At 46.6% G+C, this 16409-nt stretch carries 14 protein-coding genes; 3 read left to right on the top strand and 11 right to left on the bottom strand.

The features are described 5' to 3' along the window. Positions 1–17: 17 nt before the first annotated feature. The 3 genes from BMX14_RS06700 to ompX all read right to left on the bottom strand — a co-directional run bounded on the left by BMX14_RS06700 (position 18) and on the right by ompX (position 2230). Complete coding sequence (locus BMX14_RS06700; RefSeq protein ID WP_092674566.1) at positions 18–416, bottom strand: H-NS family histone-like protein; 399 nt, start codon at positions 414–416, stop codon at positions 18–20. Positions 417–873: 457 nt separating this feature from the next. Then, the gene (gene mntR, locus BMX14_RS06695; protein WP_092674563.1) at positions 874–1341 is read right to left on the bottom strand and encodes a manganese-binding transcriptional regulator MntR; all 468 of its coding nucleotides are present in this window, start codon (positions 1339–1341) and stop codon (positions 874–876) included. Between the two features lie 361 nt (positions 1342–1702). Then, entirely contained in the window at positions 1703–2230 is a 528-nt protein-coding gene (gene ompX / locus BMX14_RS06690) for an outer membrane protein OmpX (RefSeq protein WP_092674560.1), read from the bottom strand. 288 nt (positions 2231–2518) lie between these two features. Between ompX and rhtA the strand changes: the two genes are divergently transcribed. Beyond that, complete coding sequence (rhtA, locus tag BMX14_RS06685; protein WP_092674557.1) at positions 2519–3430, top strand: threonine/homoserine exporter RhtA; 912 nt, start codon at positions 2519–2521, stop codon at positions 3428–3430. 115 nt (positions 3431–3545) lie between these two features. After that, the gene (dps, locus tag BMX14_RS06680) at positions 3546–4049 is read left to right on the top strand and encodes a DNA starvation/stationary phase protection protein Dps (RefSeq protein ID WP_092674554.1); all 504 of its coding nucleotides are present in this window, start codon (positions 3546–3548) and stop codon (positions 4047–4049) included. Positions 4050–4066: 17 nt separating this feature from the next. On the opposite strand, the gene rlmF is transcribed toward dps, so the two are convergent. From rlmF to pbpG, 8 genes are all read right to left on the bottom strand, one after another. Beyond that, entirely contained in the window at positions 4067–4966 is a 900-nt protein-coding gene (gene rlmF, locus BMX14_RS06675) for a 23S rRNA (adenine(1618)-N(6))-methyltransferase RlmF (protein ID WP_230527355.1), read from the bottom strand. Next, positions 4966–5925: a DNA-binding protein YbiB gene (gene ybiB / locus BMX14_RS06670; protein WP_092674548.1), complete on the bottom strand. Its 960-nt coding sequence runs from the start codon at positions 5923–5925 to the stop codon at positions 4966–4968. Before ybiB ends, rlmF begins: the two co-directional genes overlap by 1 nt. 7 nt (positions 5926–5932) lie before the next feature. Next, positions 5933–8110, bottom strand: coding sequence for an ATP-dependent DNA helicase DinG (gene dinG, locus BMX14_RS06665; RefSeq protein WP_092674545.1), 2178 nt, complete (start codon positions 8108–8110; stop codon positions 5933–5935). A gap of 78 nt (positions 8111–8188) precedes the next feature. Further along, positions 8189–8713 carry a GNAT family N-acetyltransferase gene (locus BMX14_RS06660; protein WP_177173099.1) on the bottom strand — a complete coding sequence of 175 codons (525 nt, stop codon included), beginning with the start codon at positions 8711–8713 and terminating at the stop codon, positions 8189–8191. A gap of 270 nt (positions 8714–8983) precedes the next feature. Further along, positions 8984–9508 (bottom strand): isopentenyl-diphosphate Delta-isomerase, encoded by a 525-nt coding sequence (gene idi, locus BMX14_RS06655; RefSeq protein WP_092674539.1) that lies wholly within the window; start codon positions 9506–9508, stop codon positions 8984–8986. A 99-nt stretch (positions 9509–9607) separates the two neighbouring features. Further along, entirely contained in the window at positions 9608–11905 is a 2298-nt protein-coding gene (gene bglX / locus BMX14_RS06650) for a beta-glucosidase BglX (RefSeq protein ID WP_092674536.1), read from the bottom strand. Positions 11906–12047: 142 nt separating this feature from the next. Beyond that, positions 12048–14474 (bottom strand): DUF3772 domain-containing protein, encoded by a 2427-nt coding sequence (locus BMX14_RS06645; RefSeq protein WP_092674533.1) that lies wholly within the window; start codon positions 14472–14474, stop codon positions 12048–12050. 94 nt (positions 14475–14568) lie between these two features. Beyond that, complete coding sequence (pbpG, locus tag BMX14_RS06640) at positions 14569–15474, bottom strand: D-alanyl-D-alanine endopeptidase (RefSeq protein WP_092674530.1); 906 nt, start codon at positions 15472–15474, stop codon at positions 14569–14571. Positions 15475–15705: 231 nt separating this feature from the next. Here pbpG and BMX14_RS06635 point away from each other — a divergent pair, with 231 nt between their 5' ends. Beyond that, the gene (locus tag BMX14_RS06635) at positions 15706–16284 is read left to right on the top strand and encodes a DedA family protein (protein ID WP_092674527.1); all 579 of its coding nucleotides are present in this window, start codon (positions 15706–15708) and stop codon (positions 16282–16284) included. The last annotated feature ends 125 nt before the right edge of the window (positions 16285–16409 follow it).

The following is a 16409-nucleotide window of genomic DNA, read 5'->3' as shown; positions in this document are numbered from 1 at the left end:
ATTAAGTAGCACTGAGCTTAGATCAAGAAGCTGTCGAGTGACTTGCCTTCATCCAGTGCTTTTTTGATAGCGGCTGGAGTACGACCTTGGCCAGTCCAAGATTTTTTCTCGCCGTTTTCGTCAGTATAAGCATACTTAGCAGGACGAGGTGCGCGTTTAGCACGTTTTTTACTGGTCTCAGTCGCGCCTAATAATTCGCTTGGGTCAATGCCTTCGGCAGCTAATAATTCGCGGTATTTAGAAAGTTTTTCCGCTTTCTCGCGGTTTAATGCTTCTTCAGCTTCAATTTCTTCACGGCGTTCTGTCACGACAGTCGTTAATTTTTCTAAAATTTCTTCTAGGTCAGTTAACTCAACTTCGCGAGCTTGCGCACGCAGTGTACGGATATTGTTCAGTAGTTTAAAAACATCGCTCATTATTTTTCCCTTTCTGTAAACTTAAAAAATCACATTAATGCCAAGGTTACCGAAATTAGTTTAGAAAATAAATAGAAAATTAGAAATATTAAGTCTAAAAAATAAATATTATTACAAGGTTAAGAGATCTGACACCTTCATTACAAATTCATTACTTCTGAAATTGCTAGATCATTAAACGCTTTTAATCTAACAACTAAATTTCTTTTATTCAGTAAAAACCCGTTTCAGATAATTCTGGTACTGATTCCATTCACTCATTGTGTCCATTACATTCTCTGATAGTGTAAGAGAATTTTGATTAATTAACCTAATTTTCAGAAAAAAATAATGCACGCATATACTAAGTGTCAATAATGTTAAAACAGTGACCGAAATCGCGAAGGGAATAAAAGTAATGTTCACTGTTTATTCCCTACTATTTACAAGGAAAATGACGGGAACAGCGTAGTTAATACTAGGGATTATGTTTATTTTTTGCGATAAAAGTTTTAAATACCGCTAAGGTTTCATCACTAACATGGTGTTCGATTCCTTCAGCATCACAATGAGCGACTTCAGGAGATATGCCTAAACTCAATAAAAATTCTTCAACAATAGCATGACGTTCGCGGCTCTGTTGAGCCAGGCTTTCACCTTCTTGGGTAAGAAAAACACCACGATAAGGGATTTGCTGGATAAGTCTGGCAGCAGCTAGACGTTTCAGCATTTTCGCCACAGTAGGTTGTGAAACACCTAGTCGTGCAGCCATATCCACTTGACGGACTTCGCCAAACTCATGAATAAGATCAGAAATTAGTTCGAGGTAATCATCGATCAGTTCGCGCCGGTGCGCTTCTCTCACCTGTTTAAAACCTTCAACATGGTTTTCTAGATCTTTAATCGGGCCAATTGTTGGCTTTACACGAGTATTAGGGTGATTCATCGAAATTCCTTACAAAGGCCAATGTCGACATTGCCGACCATGCTCACTATCTTAAACGAGATGAGATCAAGCTCAACTCTTTTCTCACATAGCAATGGCTAAACAATATAGCCTGTGCTATAAATTATGAACGTTGACACTTTTTTGTCATCATTGTTGAGGAGGACGGGCCATGCGTGACAATAAAGAACACTCTCGAGAACTAAGCGGTTCCCACCACTCGCCTGTTCAAATTTCCTTTTATGGTTACGCAACACTTTCTCCTTTCCAATTACGTCTTTACCTTTTAAAACGTTTAGTACGCATTTTCTTTAGGTAAAAAAAAACGACCCAAAAGGGTCGTTTTTTAGGAACTGTACAATTAGAAGCTGTAACCAACACCAGCGATCCAAGTACCAACGTCTACGCTACGGATACGGCTTTGCTCGTAACCAACGTCAAGCGCAACGTTTTCCCATGGGTTGAATTGCAGGCCAGCACCGTAAGCAACGCCGACATCGCTGTTGCTCTTGCTGTTGTAACCTGCAGCACCGTGACCTTCCGCATTGTTTTGAACGCGACCGATACCGATACCGACAACACCGTAGATGCTCGCCCAGTCATTTAGACGGTAAGCTGGACCTGCAGTAACGCCGTAGTACTGACCTTTACGGTAGTCGTTGACGTTTTTGTTTGAATCTTTTTCGGTGTAAGTGAATGATGCGATCCAACCTAATGGGTTAGACTCATCTTCGTAACGGTATTTTAAGTTGAAACCGTTAGCTTTGTTTAAAACACCTTGGTAATCGCTTTGTGCGTAACCACCAGTAACGGTGCTTTTAGCCATTGCAGAACCTGCAGAAACGGCGAGTAAACAAGCTAAAGCTGAAAGACATGCAATTTTTTTCATAATAACCTCAATGTGAAATTACTTTTATTTTTACTGACAACAGATGAAATATAACAAAAAAAAGTAAGAAACTCTGCTCGAATTTTGTTGTCCAACCCCTAGTAACATGTAACATAACGTGTACAGTAGCACCTATATTACTGATAAACCTGGTTAAATAGCTCAAAAAAAGCGCCATAATTTTTTTCTAAAATAACAAATCTTTAAGCATATTCTGAATCTCTATAGCTATTTTTTCACGTTTCAATACAATTCATCCCTACCATTCATCCAATTCGAGCTCTTCCTATGGCCACTCCACAAAAAGGGTCTGCGTCGGTATTGTATCCGCTCGGCCTGCTGTTAATTGCCATGTTTACCTTACAAGGCGCAGCGTCTTTGGCTAAGTCACTATTCTCTGAGGTGGGCGCCCCAGGAGTCGCAGCACTACGGTTGGGCCTCTCCACCATTATGTTGTGGATAATGTTTAAACCTTGGCGTTTAACGTTCGCTCCAGAACAGCGTCGGCCGCTAATTTTTTATGGCCTTGCATTGGGAGGGATGAATTTTCTCTTTTACATGGCATTGCGAACTATCCCTTTAGGAATTGGTGTCGCCCTTGAATTCGTTGGGCCGCTAACGCTTGCGTTAGCAAATTCTCGTAAACTTACCGATTTTTTGTGGATCATTATTGCCGTCAGCGGCCTATGGATGTTGCTTCCAGTACACGGTGGTGCAAATAATATTGACCCACTGGGGGCATTTTTTGCCTTAGCCGCGGGAGCCTGTTGGGCCATTTATATTATCTTTGGCCAAAAAGCCGGGGCTGAGCATGGTGCGGCAACGGTGGCGGTTGGATCACTGATTGCCTCGAGTGTTTTTGTTCCCACCGGACTGGTGATGGCGGAACCAGGCATTTGGCATTGGTCAATTATCCCTGTCGGGCTGTTAGTCGCCTTGTTATCGAACGCGATACCTTACTCACTTGAAATGATGGCTTTGACACGTTTACCTGCCAGAGTATTCGGTACCTTAATGAGCATGGAACCCGCCGTTGCCGCCTTCTCAGGCTTTTTATTCCTCAATGAACACTTAACGCTCATCCAACTTGCAGGGCTAATGGCGATAGTGTTGGCCTCAGCAGGATCGGCGTTAACCATGAAACCTAAAACCAATCGAATCAAACGAATTAAGACTAAAAAGAAAAATCATTCTCATTAGAGTTAAATTATTCAGTCTATCTCACTAATAGGCCAGACCTTGCTGCAGTTTCACGATGCACTGCTATACTGGTTTCAGTTGATTTCAATAGGTTCATAACAAGAAGGAATTTTTCATGAGTACTGCAAAACTTGTTAAAACAAACAATACTGAACTGCTTTATACCCGCAATGATGTGTCGGATGAAGATAAAGCCGCGACGATTCAAGTCTTAAACAAAATCGTGGTTGAACTGATTGATCTATCTCTCATCACTAAGCAAGCGCACTGGAATATGCGTGGCGCAAACTTCATGGCAGTCCATGAAATGCTGGACGGATTCCGTACCGCTATCACTGAACACCAAGACAGTGTGGCTGAACGTGCAGTGCAACTCGGTGGCGTTGCCTTAGGAACCACACAGGTGGTTAACGATAAAACGCCTCTGAAAAGCTACCCGCTGAACATTCATAATGTTCAGGAACATCTGGTAGCGCTTGCTGAGCGTTATGCACTCGTGGCGAACGATGTGCGTAAAGCTATTAGCGATGTGAATGACGAAGACACCGCCGACATCTTTACTGCAGCGTCTCGTGATTTAGATAAATTCTTATGGTTTATCGAAGCTAATATCGAGTAATGGCTCTCGAAGCCAGCTTAGGCTGGCTTCACCAATGCCTTCCTCTCCCGTTTATTATGAAAGCTCCACACTAATAGCCGACTTTTTTTATTGCCCTGCCCCATCTCGATCTCTCTTATTACCGGCACAGACTTTTCCTTCAATACTTTTCTTAGCGGCACTAAACTTTGTTGCTTGGCTACCAATGTGGTAAACCACAATACTTGGTGTCTAAATAACAGACTCTCTTCGATCATCTGCGTAATAAAGCCAATTTCTCCACCCAGGCACCATAATTCGTGGTGACGTCCCGCAAAATTGAGCTGCTGTTCCGCGATGCCTAGATGATTATTTTTACGCGCGGTACCTTGCGCCGCAGCCTGTTCCGAGGTATGAAACGGAGGATTGCATAAGGTAGCGTGATAGAACTCATTGTGCTGGATAATACCGTCGAAAATTTTCCGCTGATCTTTTTGCCGTCTTAATCGAATCGAACGCGTTAATCCTGCATTCATTGCTAACAATTGTTGAGCCGCGCAAATAGATTCGGGCTGACAATCACTGCCAGTGAAACGCCAACCGTATTCAGCGTTACCGATTAACGGGTAAACACAATTCGCTCCACAACCAATATCCAAGACTGAAATCTGGGGACCTCGATGGATTGGTAAATCCTCTGCAAGACAATCCGCTAAGTGGTGGAGGTAATCGGCTCGCCCCGGTATGGGCGGACATAAATGGTCGTCTGATAACGTCCACTCCAGGTGGTACCACTGTTTCAAAAGCGCTTTATTTAATAGCTTAACCGCTTCAGGTTCACTGAAGTTAAGGCTCACTTTGCCAGCCGGGGTGAGGGTTGACCAGTTTTTAAGGCTTGGCTCCACTCTAAACAGTGCCACGAGGTCATAATGGCCTTGATAACGATTTCTGGGATGCATCAGTAACCTTGCTCCGTGAGCCATGAATCCGCTTCACTCTGCGTAGAAAAACGCTCGCAGACGACGAGACAACTGATAATTTGCTCGCGAAGCGGAACAGGAATAGGACATTTTTGACTTAACACGGCCTGCATCCACTCCACTGTCGTCGCAATCTCTTTATTCGCGGCTAGCGGCGTTTGTGCGGGAATCCCCCGAGGTAAGATTTCTGAGGTATCACTCCCCTCATTATTCACATAGTGTATCGCGGAAGGTCGTTGCGGATTGAGATACACCTCACCCTCACACCCATTAGATACCAGAGCCTTAGCGTGAATATCGCGGAAAAATTGTATGACTTTCGGTAAATATTCAGGATGCGACACACTGCTAAGCCTTACCCCAGCGTGCGCCACAAAAGGCGAAATGAGCTTGGCCAACGTATGGGCGCTATTACGTAGCCCTAGATGCCACCGCAGGTCGAGTTGTTTTGCTAACGGGGGACAAAGCGTATCTATGGTCATAAACGAGAAACCTGTCGCCAACATTTGTTGATGGCTTTCAGCAATATCGCGCGCCGGTTTGATATCCATTGCCGCGAAGATCTCTGCGCTAGTAAACCGCGTCGGGTCGCAATGAATACCGTGTAGAAAGACATTCACTCCACACTTATGCAGTAATAAAGCTAACAGTGGCGTCATATTTGCCTGGCGACGCGCGCCATTATAACTCGGGATAATTAAGGTATTCGGTAGGGCTGGCCATTGCGGTAGAAAATCCTCCAGCCCACGGTAGAAACCGAGGAGTTCTTCTTCACCCTCACCTTTAATTCGGAGAGCGATGAGGATCGCCCCCAAAGAGAGATCATCGACCTCATCGCTTAACATTGCGCGATAAAGGGCCGTCGCGGTGTCTTCGTCAAGATGGCGTGCATGCAGTTTGCCACGGCCAATCTCTTTAATTATTTGCTTACTGTCCATCATTTCTCTACTTACGCGATGCGCGACGACGAATGGTTTTCTTTTTTAAGTCTGAAGGTACTACGCTGACGTCACTTGGCGCAAATTTTGGCTGTTCAATTGGAAATATCGGTAACGACGCCAAGAGTCGACTTCCGTAATGACGTGTGATCAATCGACGGTCGTAAATAATAATCTCGCCATGGCAATGATGACTCCGTATTAATCTCCCGACTTGCTGAATTAACGTGAAGGAGGCCGTGGGTAAGCTCTGACTTTCAAAAGGATAACGTTGCTTACTCTTCAGCCACTCTCCTTCCGTTACAATAACTGGACTGTCGATGGGCGCAAACGCAATTTTATGGATATGGACTGCCGTCAACAACTCCCCTTTTAAATCCAGCCCTTCAGCAAAAGATTGCAAACCAATAAGGATACTTTGTTTCCCGGCCAGCACCCGCTCGCGATGGAGTTCAATAAGTCGAGTGCGCGGTTGGTCGCCTTGTACCAACATCGCCAAACGTTTATCACTCATCAGTGTCACAAATTGCTGTAATGCGCGCATGCTGGAGAATAGGACTAAGATCCCCTTATGCTCAGATTCGACCAACGTCTGACGAAAAATACCCGCCATCTCAGCAAGGTGTAACGCTTCGTGCTGGAAGTCAGGCTCATACTGCATCTGCGGTATAATCAACTTACCCTGCTCAGCATGATTAAAGGGACTCTCGAGACACACAAAACGGTCGGTCGATTTTTCGCTTAACCCAGAAAGTTCCTGGAAACGACTGAAAGTATTGAGGCTGCGCAGAGTAGCCGAGGTTAAAATGGTATGCGGTACTTTTGACCAAAGAATATTCTCTAACTGAGTACTAACGCGGATCCCGGCGCAATGTAACCATAGTTGGGGTTTTTCTTCCGCTGTTTCTAAGGTTGCCCATTTCGATACGGGCGCTCCAGACAGTTGTCGTAACGCCGCTAAACGCCATAACTTTGACTGGGCTTCGAAATGACCAAAAAAACGATTGAGTTGCAGCATACCGCGGTGGATCCGCACCATATCCGCTTTCCCTGTCTGTTCGCCAAGGAAGTTCAATAACGTCTCAGCCGCTGCACGCAATCCGTCATAAAGTTTATAAAGCTGTTCACATTGTTCTCTTAGCGCATCCGGCAGCTCCCCCATCACAAATCGATAACTCTGCTCCGGCGCGGCCTTGACCTGAGGTAACACTGCCTGAGTAAACGCCGAGACTAACTCATCAATGGTCTCTCGATGGGTGGCCAATCGTTCGGGCTTCGCCAGTGCCGGGGGGGATTTAAGCGTAAATTGCGCGGTGATCTGCGCAATGGTTTTGGCGAAAAGATCGAGTTGGAAAGCTAAACTACTCGGGGTTATCTCCGCGCTGATCTCTAAGGCATCGCGCGCAACATCAGGAAGGTGATGCCCTTCATCCATGATCAGCAATAACTCTTTCGCGGGGGGTAATACGGAATCGCTCTCTAGGGCAGCCATCACCAAAGCATGGTTGGTAATCACCACGTCGACATTATCGATATCACGCCGTGCCGAAAAGAACGGACACTCCTTGTACCATTGGCAATGGTGTGCCAAACAGTGCGCTTTATCGGTTGATAAACGCGCCCATAAGCGATCGCTAATATTCTCTGGATAGTGATCCCGCACGCCATCCCAATTGCCCTTATCAAGCACCTGCTGTAGCTGTTCACATTGTTGCTGTTCAAGCGGCGTAATAACGCCAGGCGCTTGACTGCTTAATGAATCATCATCCAATAAATAGAGCAGATCGGGCTGACTATTATCGCCCGTAAAATAGAGGTTTCGCGGACAGACATAGCGCCGCCGACCAAATGCGGTGGTATAAGTGAGATCGGGGATAAAACGTTTGAGTAACGGAAGATCTTTACCATAAATTTGATCTTGTAACGCGACATTGGCGGTACTGATGACGAGGGTTTTACTCTCTTCACGACTGACCGCGATACCGGGGATGAGATAAGAGAGCGTTTTCCCCACCCCAGTGGGCGCCTCGATGGCCAAGTGCCGTCCCGATTCGCCGGTCAAGGTTTTGGCTACTTCCGCCATCATCTGACGCTGTGCCAGCCGAGGAATAAAATCGTCAACATTCCGCTGAAGTTTTTTATACCAATCGCTGATTTGCGCTTTTACTGCTGAAGTGAGTGCCATAACAAGCCATTATCGAGTGAAACAGCCTGTATTTTTACACAGTATCTATTCAACGTCAGTAATTGTGAGCAATATTTTTCACTGTCGAGTCAAAAGTAAAAACATCACGGTTGTCGCTTGGTATTCCCCGGTGGTCGACAGCGCATAGCGCGGAATTTCTCCTGCCACGATCCAGCCTAAGGACTGATAAAATGTAACGGTAAAATCGTTAGTGCGTGTGTCGAGCACTAATAATTTTAACCCTGCTTGTGTTGCACTGTCGACGGCTGTTTGCATCAGTTTTTTTGCTATCCCCTGACGACGCCATGCCTGACCGACGATTAATTTAAAGACTTCACCCCGATGCGTCCCGTTATATTTTCCGCAAGGCTCTAAACCAATGATGCCGACTATTTGCTGTTCGATGCGGGCACAAAAAAATTGCACGTCACCTTGCGTAAGGGCACTACTCTGCCGTTGCCAGTAGCGAGACATTGCCTCAACCTGCTTAGTCGCATCGGTATAGCCAATACTGGCGCCCAAGCTGACCGCTTCTTGCATCAATGCCGTCAACTGACTCAGTTCTTCACCCGTGATGGGTGCAGTCAGACGAGAAATATTCATCGCTATCTCCTTTAAAGACGACCTTACCCGAACTACGCCTTTATAGGTCATAGCATTTTCTTATCAAGGCTTAAGGTTTCGCACGTCTTTATTGATCTGCCTGTTAGGAGTATCATCCCCCTAAAATATCTTCGAGACTCTGTAGATGAACATCAAAAAATTTTTTTTTATTATTCTATTCATATTGATGGCGTTAGGGGGGATTGGTGGCGTGGCGCTAATGGGATACTCGATTGTTATCGGCAAATAACCTCTCCACTGGGGGGGAAATTAATCCCCCGCCCGTAACTGCTTGGCCAGCATCGGAAAAGTTGTTTTAAACCAGGGTGTGAAATGTTCAGGCGAAGAGACCAACTCTTGCTCAATCTCAGATAACGAGGCAAAACGATAGTTTTCGGCCTCTTCGGGATTGAGTCGCGGTAACTGATCGGTATAACCGGTAAAAATATGCCCAAACTCATGTTCAACCAAGCCGTCCGTCACCGGCAAATTATAATACGTTTGCGTGATTTTCTTCAGTGGCAGCTTTAATCCCATCTCCTCATCAAGCCGCCGTTCGGCAGCCTGCTGCGTGCTCTCGTTAGGAAAAGGGTGACCACAGCACGTATTACTCCATAGCCCACCACAGTGGTATTTGCTGAATGCCCGCTGCTGCAGCATCAGCTGCTGCTCAGTATTAAAGATATACACGGTGATGGCACGATGAAGGCGACCTTGACGGTGCGCTTCTAATTTTTCCATCTGGCCTAGTGGGTTATCGTGTTCGTCCACCAGTATAACGTCGATATTTTCCATGCTCTCACCACATTTTGTCATGCTCGAAGCATAAGTGTAGCAGCCTTATAAAAAAAAAAGCTGCCTTATCACAAGGCAGCGGTATTCACTCGGTAATCCTTAAGGGTTGGTAAATGATTTCGCGTCGGTATGTACCGAGTCAATGCCGATCATCACCACGAATTCTCCCGGTTCAACTTGCCATTTCATCTGTTGGTTCCAGAACCCTAAGTCGTTCTTGCTGAGTGTGAAGGTCACCTTTTTCGACTCACCCGGTTGTAATTGAACCTTTTGAAATGCCTTCAGCTCTTTAACCGGACGACTGATGGAAGCAACAGGATCACGTAAGTACAGCTGCACGATCGTTCCCCCCGCCCGTTTACCGCTATTCGTTACAGTTACCGATGCCATTTTCACCCCCTCTGCCGAACCTGCAGAGGAGAGCGTAACCGGTGACAAGGTAAACTCGGTATAGCTCAAACCAAATCCAAACGGATAGAGCGGGCTATTATTAATATCAAAATAGTGCGACGTATATTTATTCGGATGCGTAAAGTCGTAAGGGCGTCCGGTGGGCAGATGATTATAATAAAGCGGTAATTGTCCAACTGAGCGCGGGAACGTCACGGGCAACTTACCGGATGGGTTTACATCACCAAATAATACATCGCTGATCGCATGCCCACCTTCTGTTCCACTAAACCACGTCTCTAAAATCCCATCGGCTTGTTGATCTTGCCGAGTAATATCCAGCGCACGACCATTCATCAACACCAGCACGAGGGGTTTACCCGTGGCCTTAATCGCAGTAATAAGATCACGCTGCGCCTTGGGCAAGCGGATATCACTACGACTGGAAGCCTCGTGCGCCATGCCTTGAGACTCCCCAACCGCCATCACGACCACATCGGCCTTTTTAGCGGTGGCAATCGCTTCATCACGAAGCTGCTGCGGGCTACGTTTATCAACGTCTACTGCAGGCTCGTAGAGGTTTAGGAAGGCCTGCACCTTGGTATTATCCGTAATATTCGATCCTTTGGCATAAAGCAGTGTTGCTTTATTCGCCACAGCCTCACGCATCCCTTGTAATAACGTCACCGATTGTTTGGCCACGCCGGCTGCTGACCAGCTCCCCATAATATCTCGCTGACTGTCGGCCAACGGGCCAATCAAGGCAATGGTACCCTGCTTCTTAAGCGGTAGAATTTGCTGCCAGTTTTTGAGCAGTACTAAACTTTGCGCCGCCACCTCTCGGGCTTGAGCGCGATGTAAACGATCTTCCGCATTGGTATCTTGAGGATCGCTCCCTGCCGGACCTAAATGGCTGTAAGCATCGCGAAACAGTCCCATATCGTATTTTACATTCAGCACATGCCGTGCGGCATTATCAACTTCCGCAACGCTCACCGCGCCGCTTTTTACCAGTCCTGGTAAATATTGGCTGTAGTATTGATCGCTCATGCTCATATCAATACCGGCCTTGATCGCAACACGCACCGCATCGGCTGGATCGCTGGCGACACCATGATTAATCAGTTCTTTAATCGCGCCATGATCGCTGATAGTAATGCCCTTAAAGTGCCATTGGTGGCGCAGAAGGTCGGTAAGCAGCCAACGATTCGCAGTAGCCGGTACCCCATTGATGGAATTCAGCGAAACCATTACCCCGCCACTGCCCGCTTGTAATGCCGCCTGGTAAGGTGGGAGGTAGTGTTGGAACATCTGCTGAGGGCTCATATCAACACTGTTGTATTCTCTGCCCCCCTCCACCGCACCGTATAAAGCGAAATGCTTCACACTGGTCATGACCGCATTGCGGTCGGCAGGATTAGGTCCTTGCATCGCTTCAACCATGGTTTTACCCATTATTGAGGTGAGATAAGTGTCTTCTCCAAATCCTTCAGAGCTTCGCCCCCAGCGGGGTTCATGGCTGACATCCACCATCGGTGCCCAGGTCATATTCAATCCATCCTGCGCCGCTTCAAGAGCGGAGATGCGGCCAACGGTTGCTATGGCTTGAGTATCCCAACTTGCTGCTAAGCCGAGAGGGATGGGGAAAATGGTGCGCTGACCATGCACAACATCATAAGCAAAAAATAAGGGGATTTTCAGTCGACTGAGCTGCATGACTTGGTCTTGCATGACGCGAATATCGGGACGCGTGACCGTATTGAAAATAGCCCCCACTTGCCCCTTTTCAATCATTTGTTTAATGGTTTGCTTAGGCGTTTCTGGGCCGACAGTGATCAGCCGTAACTGGCCAATTTTTTCATCCAGGGTCATTTTCTTTAACAGCGCGGAGACAAAGTGATCACGCTGAGTCTCATTTGACGCCTGAAGTGGCGCTGGCTCGGCAAAGGGGGTGGCAGAGAAAAATGCTAGGGGTAAGACAACAGCCAGTGAAAACATCGATTTCATTAACAACTCTCTTTGAGATAACCCCCGCCACTCACGCGCTTATGGGAGAAGATGATTGAGTCATGATAATGTCAGAATCCGGTAAAAAAGAGAAAATAAATTAATGGAAGGCACGACGACGTCCGCCGTGCCAGCGTGACACTTAAGGTTGTTCGATGGATTGCGCCTGTTCTAACGCTTTCTGCTCAATCACCATAGTTTGTGGCGAGGAGAGCGCGACATTGGCCGTTCGTAATCTCACTAATACCTCGAACAATAATTCACTGCGGGTGGCTGAGATTAATCGTTGTGAATTCACATTACCCGTTACGCTCAAGAGAATACCTTGAGCAGAGAGATCTTTAAAACTTACCGACGGTGCCGGATTGTCCAAGATTTTCTCATTATCATTAAACGCTGCGAGTAAAATATTTTTGACCTGTACCGGATCGATATCTAATGGGAAGGTCAATGGAATCGTGACGACACCTTGGGCGTTGCCCATGGTGGCATTACGAACATTTTGCGAGATAAATTGCGAGTTAGGGACAATCACTGTCGACTTATCGGTTAATAATATCTCGGTGGCACGCACGTTTATACGACGAATATCGCCTTCAATGCCACTGATTGTCACTAAATCGCCAACCTTAACCGGGCGTTCGGTGAGTAAGATTAGGCCTGAGATAAAGTTTTTAACGATCTCTTGTAAGCCAAAACCGATACCGACAGATAATGCACTGACGATCCACGCTAATTTATTCCACTGCACCCCAATCGCCGATAGGGTCATCAGCAATACTAAAACGAATCCAATATTGCTGAACAAGGTCACTAGCGACACTCGCATCCCAGCGTCCATCGAGGTCTGCGGGAGGAAATCATTATCCAGCCAGTTACGCACTGAACGCAGGACATATATTCCTGCAATCAGGGTCACGAGGGCCATTACGACGTGTGACGGAATGAGATTCAGTTTCTCTAAACCACGGCCCGCGAAGAAATCGACAATACGGCTCAGGATCTCGGCGGGACTGGAGGAAGAGATTGTGCCGTTCATCAATAATAAAATCAGCAAAATGATCAGTGCAGATTTTAATAAGCCAGAAAAGAGGCTTCCTAATTGCAGTAACGTTTTCTTATTCAGATTCAGAGAACGGGTAACTAATTTGCCGGGCCCGCTATCGGTGGAGAATAGGACTTGGCAACCATCAATGGCTAAGGCATTAAGGAAGTAGAAAGTACTTAATAAAATCCCTACCCAAATCACTTCGTAACTTAAATAACGAGCCAACCCAACATAGCCAATCACCAGACAGATAAGAATCGTAATGCCGGTCAGGATCAGGGCGATATCGACTAAGCCGGCAATACGCGAGCGTTCAACTTCATGGCCAGCGATGTCTAATTTCCGACGAATCCGGCGAGTCCGAGTGACCATAAGTAAACAGAGTAAACCAATCAGGATGGCGGTGAGGCCGTTACCAAAAATGGTGGTATTGACATTGGTTTCAATCGCCCGGTTAAAGGCTTCGAGTCCTTGGAAGATAAAGACCAAGGTCGCAATCACAATGGGGAAAGGTTTTAACGCCTTAGCTAATTCATCATTGATCACCGGTAAGCGCCAGCTTGGACGCCGGGTCGAAAGAAATGCTCGACCAAGGCCGGCAATAAGCCCCGCCAAGAGACTCTGAATGCCTAAGCTCGAGACCAGATCACGAACATCATCGGCCACATCGGGATGACGGGAGAAAGCCAAGGCAAGGAAGTTACAGCATAGGGTTATCGCGAGCAGCGTGGTAATCGCTATCGCACAAGCGAGAAAACTGCGTCGTAGCCGCCCTTCGGAGAGTTTATTAATACTGACCCAAGCCAGAAACTCTTCCATATAACGGCGGCCTATTACCATGACCAGGATCGCGGCACTAAACCACAGTGTCGTCCCCAAACCGTAACCGGGTGAGAAGGAGAGTTGCACACTCTGTTTAAGGTCTTGTGCGAAGGTGATAATCTTGGGCCCATCGACGGGATTATTATAGAGAGGCTGCCAAAATTTCGCCGCCAGCACACTGCCGGTGTTTAGGCTTACTTGATTTTTTAAGCGATCACGTCGGTAATTTAAAATTTGTGACGACAACACCGATGCGCCTTTTTGTAACGCATTCGCTTGTTTAATCTGATCATCCAAGCGTGACTTTTGTGCCAGTAAATGGCGACGCTGGCTCGTGACGTCAGCAGTTTCTTTAACGCCACTGCCTGCTTCAGGAGCTGGGCCTAATACTGCAAGCTGCGTATCAATTTGTTGACTTTGTGGAACCAAGTTTTGCGAAAGCGTACTCGCATTCTCACCCAGTTCGACCGCCATATCATTCAATTGAGCCAGTTGCGACTCGTCCGAGGCACTCGATACTTGCCCTTTAATTTTATCAAGAATAACTTGCATTTTCGGCAGTTCGACCGAGGCATCAACCTTAGGTGCTGCCGTGTCACTGCTTTGATCAGTACTTTCATCAGCCAGTACCGAGGTCATCGGTGCCGCTAAAGTAAAGAGCATACAGAGCGTCAAGATGACTTTTTGTAAACGACTCATACACATTCCTAAATTCCTTCCCTATCGCTACGATTAAGTATAGGGAGTTGTAAAAAATCTGCCTATCAGAAGGTGGCTGCAAAAGGCTTACTGCTTATTTCGCCGTCACTCTATAGGCCAAGGCCGCGGCCGGAACCGGCGCAGCCTTTCCAGTTTCTAACCAACTGCGGATCCGATTGGCATCGGCAAAATGGGTATATTTGCCGAAAGCATCCAGTACCACCAAGGCCACTGGACGGCCCTTAATAACGGTACGCATCGCTAAGCAGTGCCCCGCTTCATCGGTGTAGCCAGTTTTCGTGAGTGCTATTTGCCAAGTTTTGTTGTAGACCAAATGGTTAGTATTACGGAAGGGTAAGGTGTAACGCGGGTTTTCGAAGGAGGCCGTGGTCTCTTGCGTCGTGCTCAATTGTCCCATCAACGGATAAGCACGGGTCGCTTTCAGTAATTTCACTAAATCTTCGGCATCTGAAACATTATGGATAGACAGTCCCGTCGGCTCAACATAATGGGTATGCGTCATGCCTAGTGCACGCGCCTTATTGTTCATCGCTTGAATAAATGCGTTATAGCCGCCCTTATAATTCGCCGCTAGGCTGGCTGCCGCACGGTTTTCTGAAGACATGAGTGCAAGCAACATCATGTCGCGGCGACTAATATGACTGTTGACTTTGACTCGCGAGAATACGCCACGCATCTCAGAGGTTTGATGAATATCTACGGGTAATAGCTCGTCCAATGGCTGTTTAGCATCCAAGGCAACCATCACCGTCATCAGTTTGGTGATCGAGGCGATAGGTCTTACACGTTCCGGGTGGAGCGAAAAGATGACTTTATTCGTCGTGAGGTCGACAACCAATGCACTGCCGGAGGCAATCGTCGGTTGTATTAATCGATTCTCTTGGCTTGCACTATACTTAGCCGGAGTCACTTTCGGGGACACGGAAAAACAACAACATAACAGGAGAGCTAGGATACAATGATGGCGTTTTACTGGCATTTTTCGTCTAATATGGTCAAAGTCAATTTTCTGTATTGGATACAGGCTGCCCTCCTCCGAAAGGGAGAAACGCTGGCGACAGCATCATACGCGTGTCGAGTCAGAAAAAGCTAAGTCTCTTTACGGATTTAGCCTGGTATTTGTAAAAAAATCTGTCAATTCAATGTTTCGTGTGCCATTGCTCGCACACATGATGATAAAACGATCATTTACTTACTTCAGGACCCTATTTTGTCTATCGATATTCATTCACTGATCTCACATTATGGTTATCTCGCACTGGTCATCGGTTGTATGGCCGAAGGCGAAACCTTTGTTCTGCTTGGCGGTATTGCGGCGCATGAAGGGTTACTTCACCTCTACTGGGTAATCGCTGCCGCCATGGTGGGCGGTATTATCGGTGACCAGATTCTGTTCTTTTTGGGTTGGCGTTATGGCACCAAATTTTTAACCCGCTTCGAGAAGCAGCAAAGTAAAATTGATAAGGCGAATACGCTGATCCATCGCCATCCAGCCCTGTTTGTGATTGGGGCGAGATTTATGTACGGTTTTCGGATTATTGGGCCGATTATTATCGGTTCGAGCGGATTACATCCCTGGTTGTTCGTGTTATTAAATATTATTGGTGCGGCACTATGGGCCGGTATTTTTGCGAGCCTCGGATTTTATGCAGGCAAGATCATCACCCCATGGTTAAATCGCATCGAAGGTTACCTTGAACCCTTATTTTGGGTAGCGGTTGCGGCGCTAGTTATTTGGGGAATGTGGAAATTGATCCAATGGCTTAGAACCCGAAACTCCCCACAGTGATATCCAGAAATATCAGATTCTTGTATTGAAAGTAAAAAGCAGATGTTCATTCATCACGTCTGCACATATACTAAGCATAAGGCTGAGTCAGATTCGGCCTATTACCTTGTTCACACTACCGTTAA

This window comes from Rosenbergiella nectarea, from assembly GCF_900111105.1.
Lineage (GTDB): Bacteria > Pseudomonadota > Gammaproteobacteria > Enterobacterales > Enterobacteriaceae > Rosenbergiella > Rosenbergiella nectarea.
This window is presented reverse-complemented; position numbering and strand designations above follow the sequence as displayed.

Excerpts from the sequence above, each read along its gene's own strand:
- mntR (WP_092674563.1), bottom strand. The coding sequence starts at position 1,341 with ATGAATCACCCTAATACTCGTGTAAAGCCAACAATTGGCCCGATTAAA.
- idi (WP_092674539.1), bottom strand. The coding sequence starts at position 9,508 with ATGGAAAATATCGACGTTATACTGGTGGACGAACACGATAACCCACTA.
- rlmF (WP_230527355.1), bottom strand. The coding sequence starts at position 4,966 with ATGCATCCCAGAAATCGTTATCAAGGCCATTATGACCTCGTGGCACTG.
- BMX14_RS06645 (WP_092674533.1), bottom strand. The coding sequence starts at position 14,474 with ATGAGTCGTTTACAAAAAGTCATCTTGACGCTCTGTATGCTCTTTACT.
- bglX (WP_092674536.1), bottom strand. The coding sequence starts at position 11,905 with ATGAAATCGATGTTTTCACTGGCTGTTGTCTTACCCCTAGCATTTTTC.
- ompX (WP_092674560.1), bottom strand. The coding sequence starts at position 2,230 with ATGAAAAAAATTGCATGTCTTTCAGCTTTAGCTTGTTTACTCGCCGTT.
- dps (WP_092674554.1), top strand. The coding sequence starts at position 3,546 with ATGAGTACTGCAAAACTTGTTAAAACAAACAATACTGAACTGCTTTAT.
- ybiB (WP_092674548.1), bottom strand. The coding sequence starts at position 5,925 with ATGGACAGTAAGCAAATAATTAAAGAGATTGGCCGTGGCAAACTGCAT.
- dinG (WP_092674545.1), bottom strand. The coding sequence starts at position 8,110 with ATGGCACTCACTTCAGCAGTAAAAGCGCAAATCAGCGATTGGTATAAA.
- BMX14_RS06700 (WP_092674566.1), bottom strand. The coding sequence starts at position 416 with ATGAGCGATGTTTTTAAACTACTGAACAATATCCGTACACTGCGTGCG.
- BMX14_RS06660 (WP_177173099.1), bottom strand. The coding sequence starts at position 8,713 with ATGAATATTTCTCGTCTGACTGCACCCATCACGGGTGAAGAACTGAGT.
- pbpG (WP_092674530.1), bottom strand. The coding sequence starts at position 15,474 with ATGCCAGTAAAACGCCATCATTGTATCCTAGCTCTCCTGTTATGTTGT.
- rhtA (WP_092674557.1), top strand. The coding sequence starts at position 2,519 with ATGGCCACTCCACAAAAAGGGTCTGCGTCGGTATTGTATCCGCTCGGC.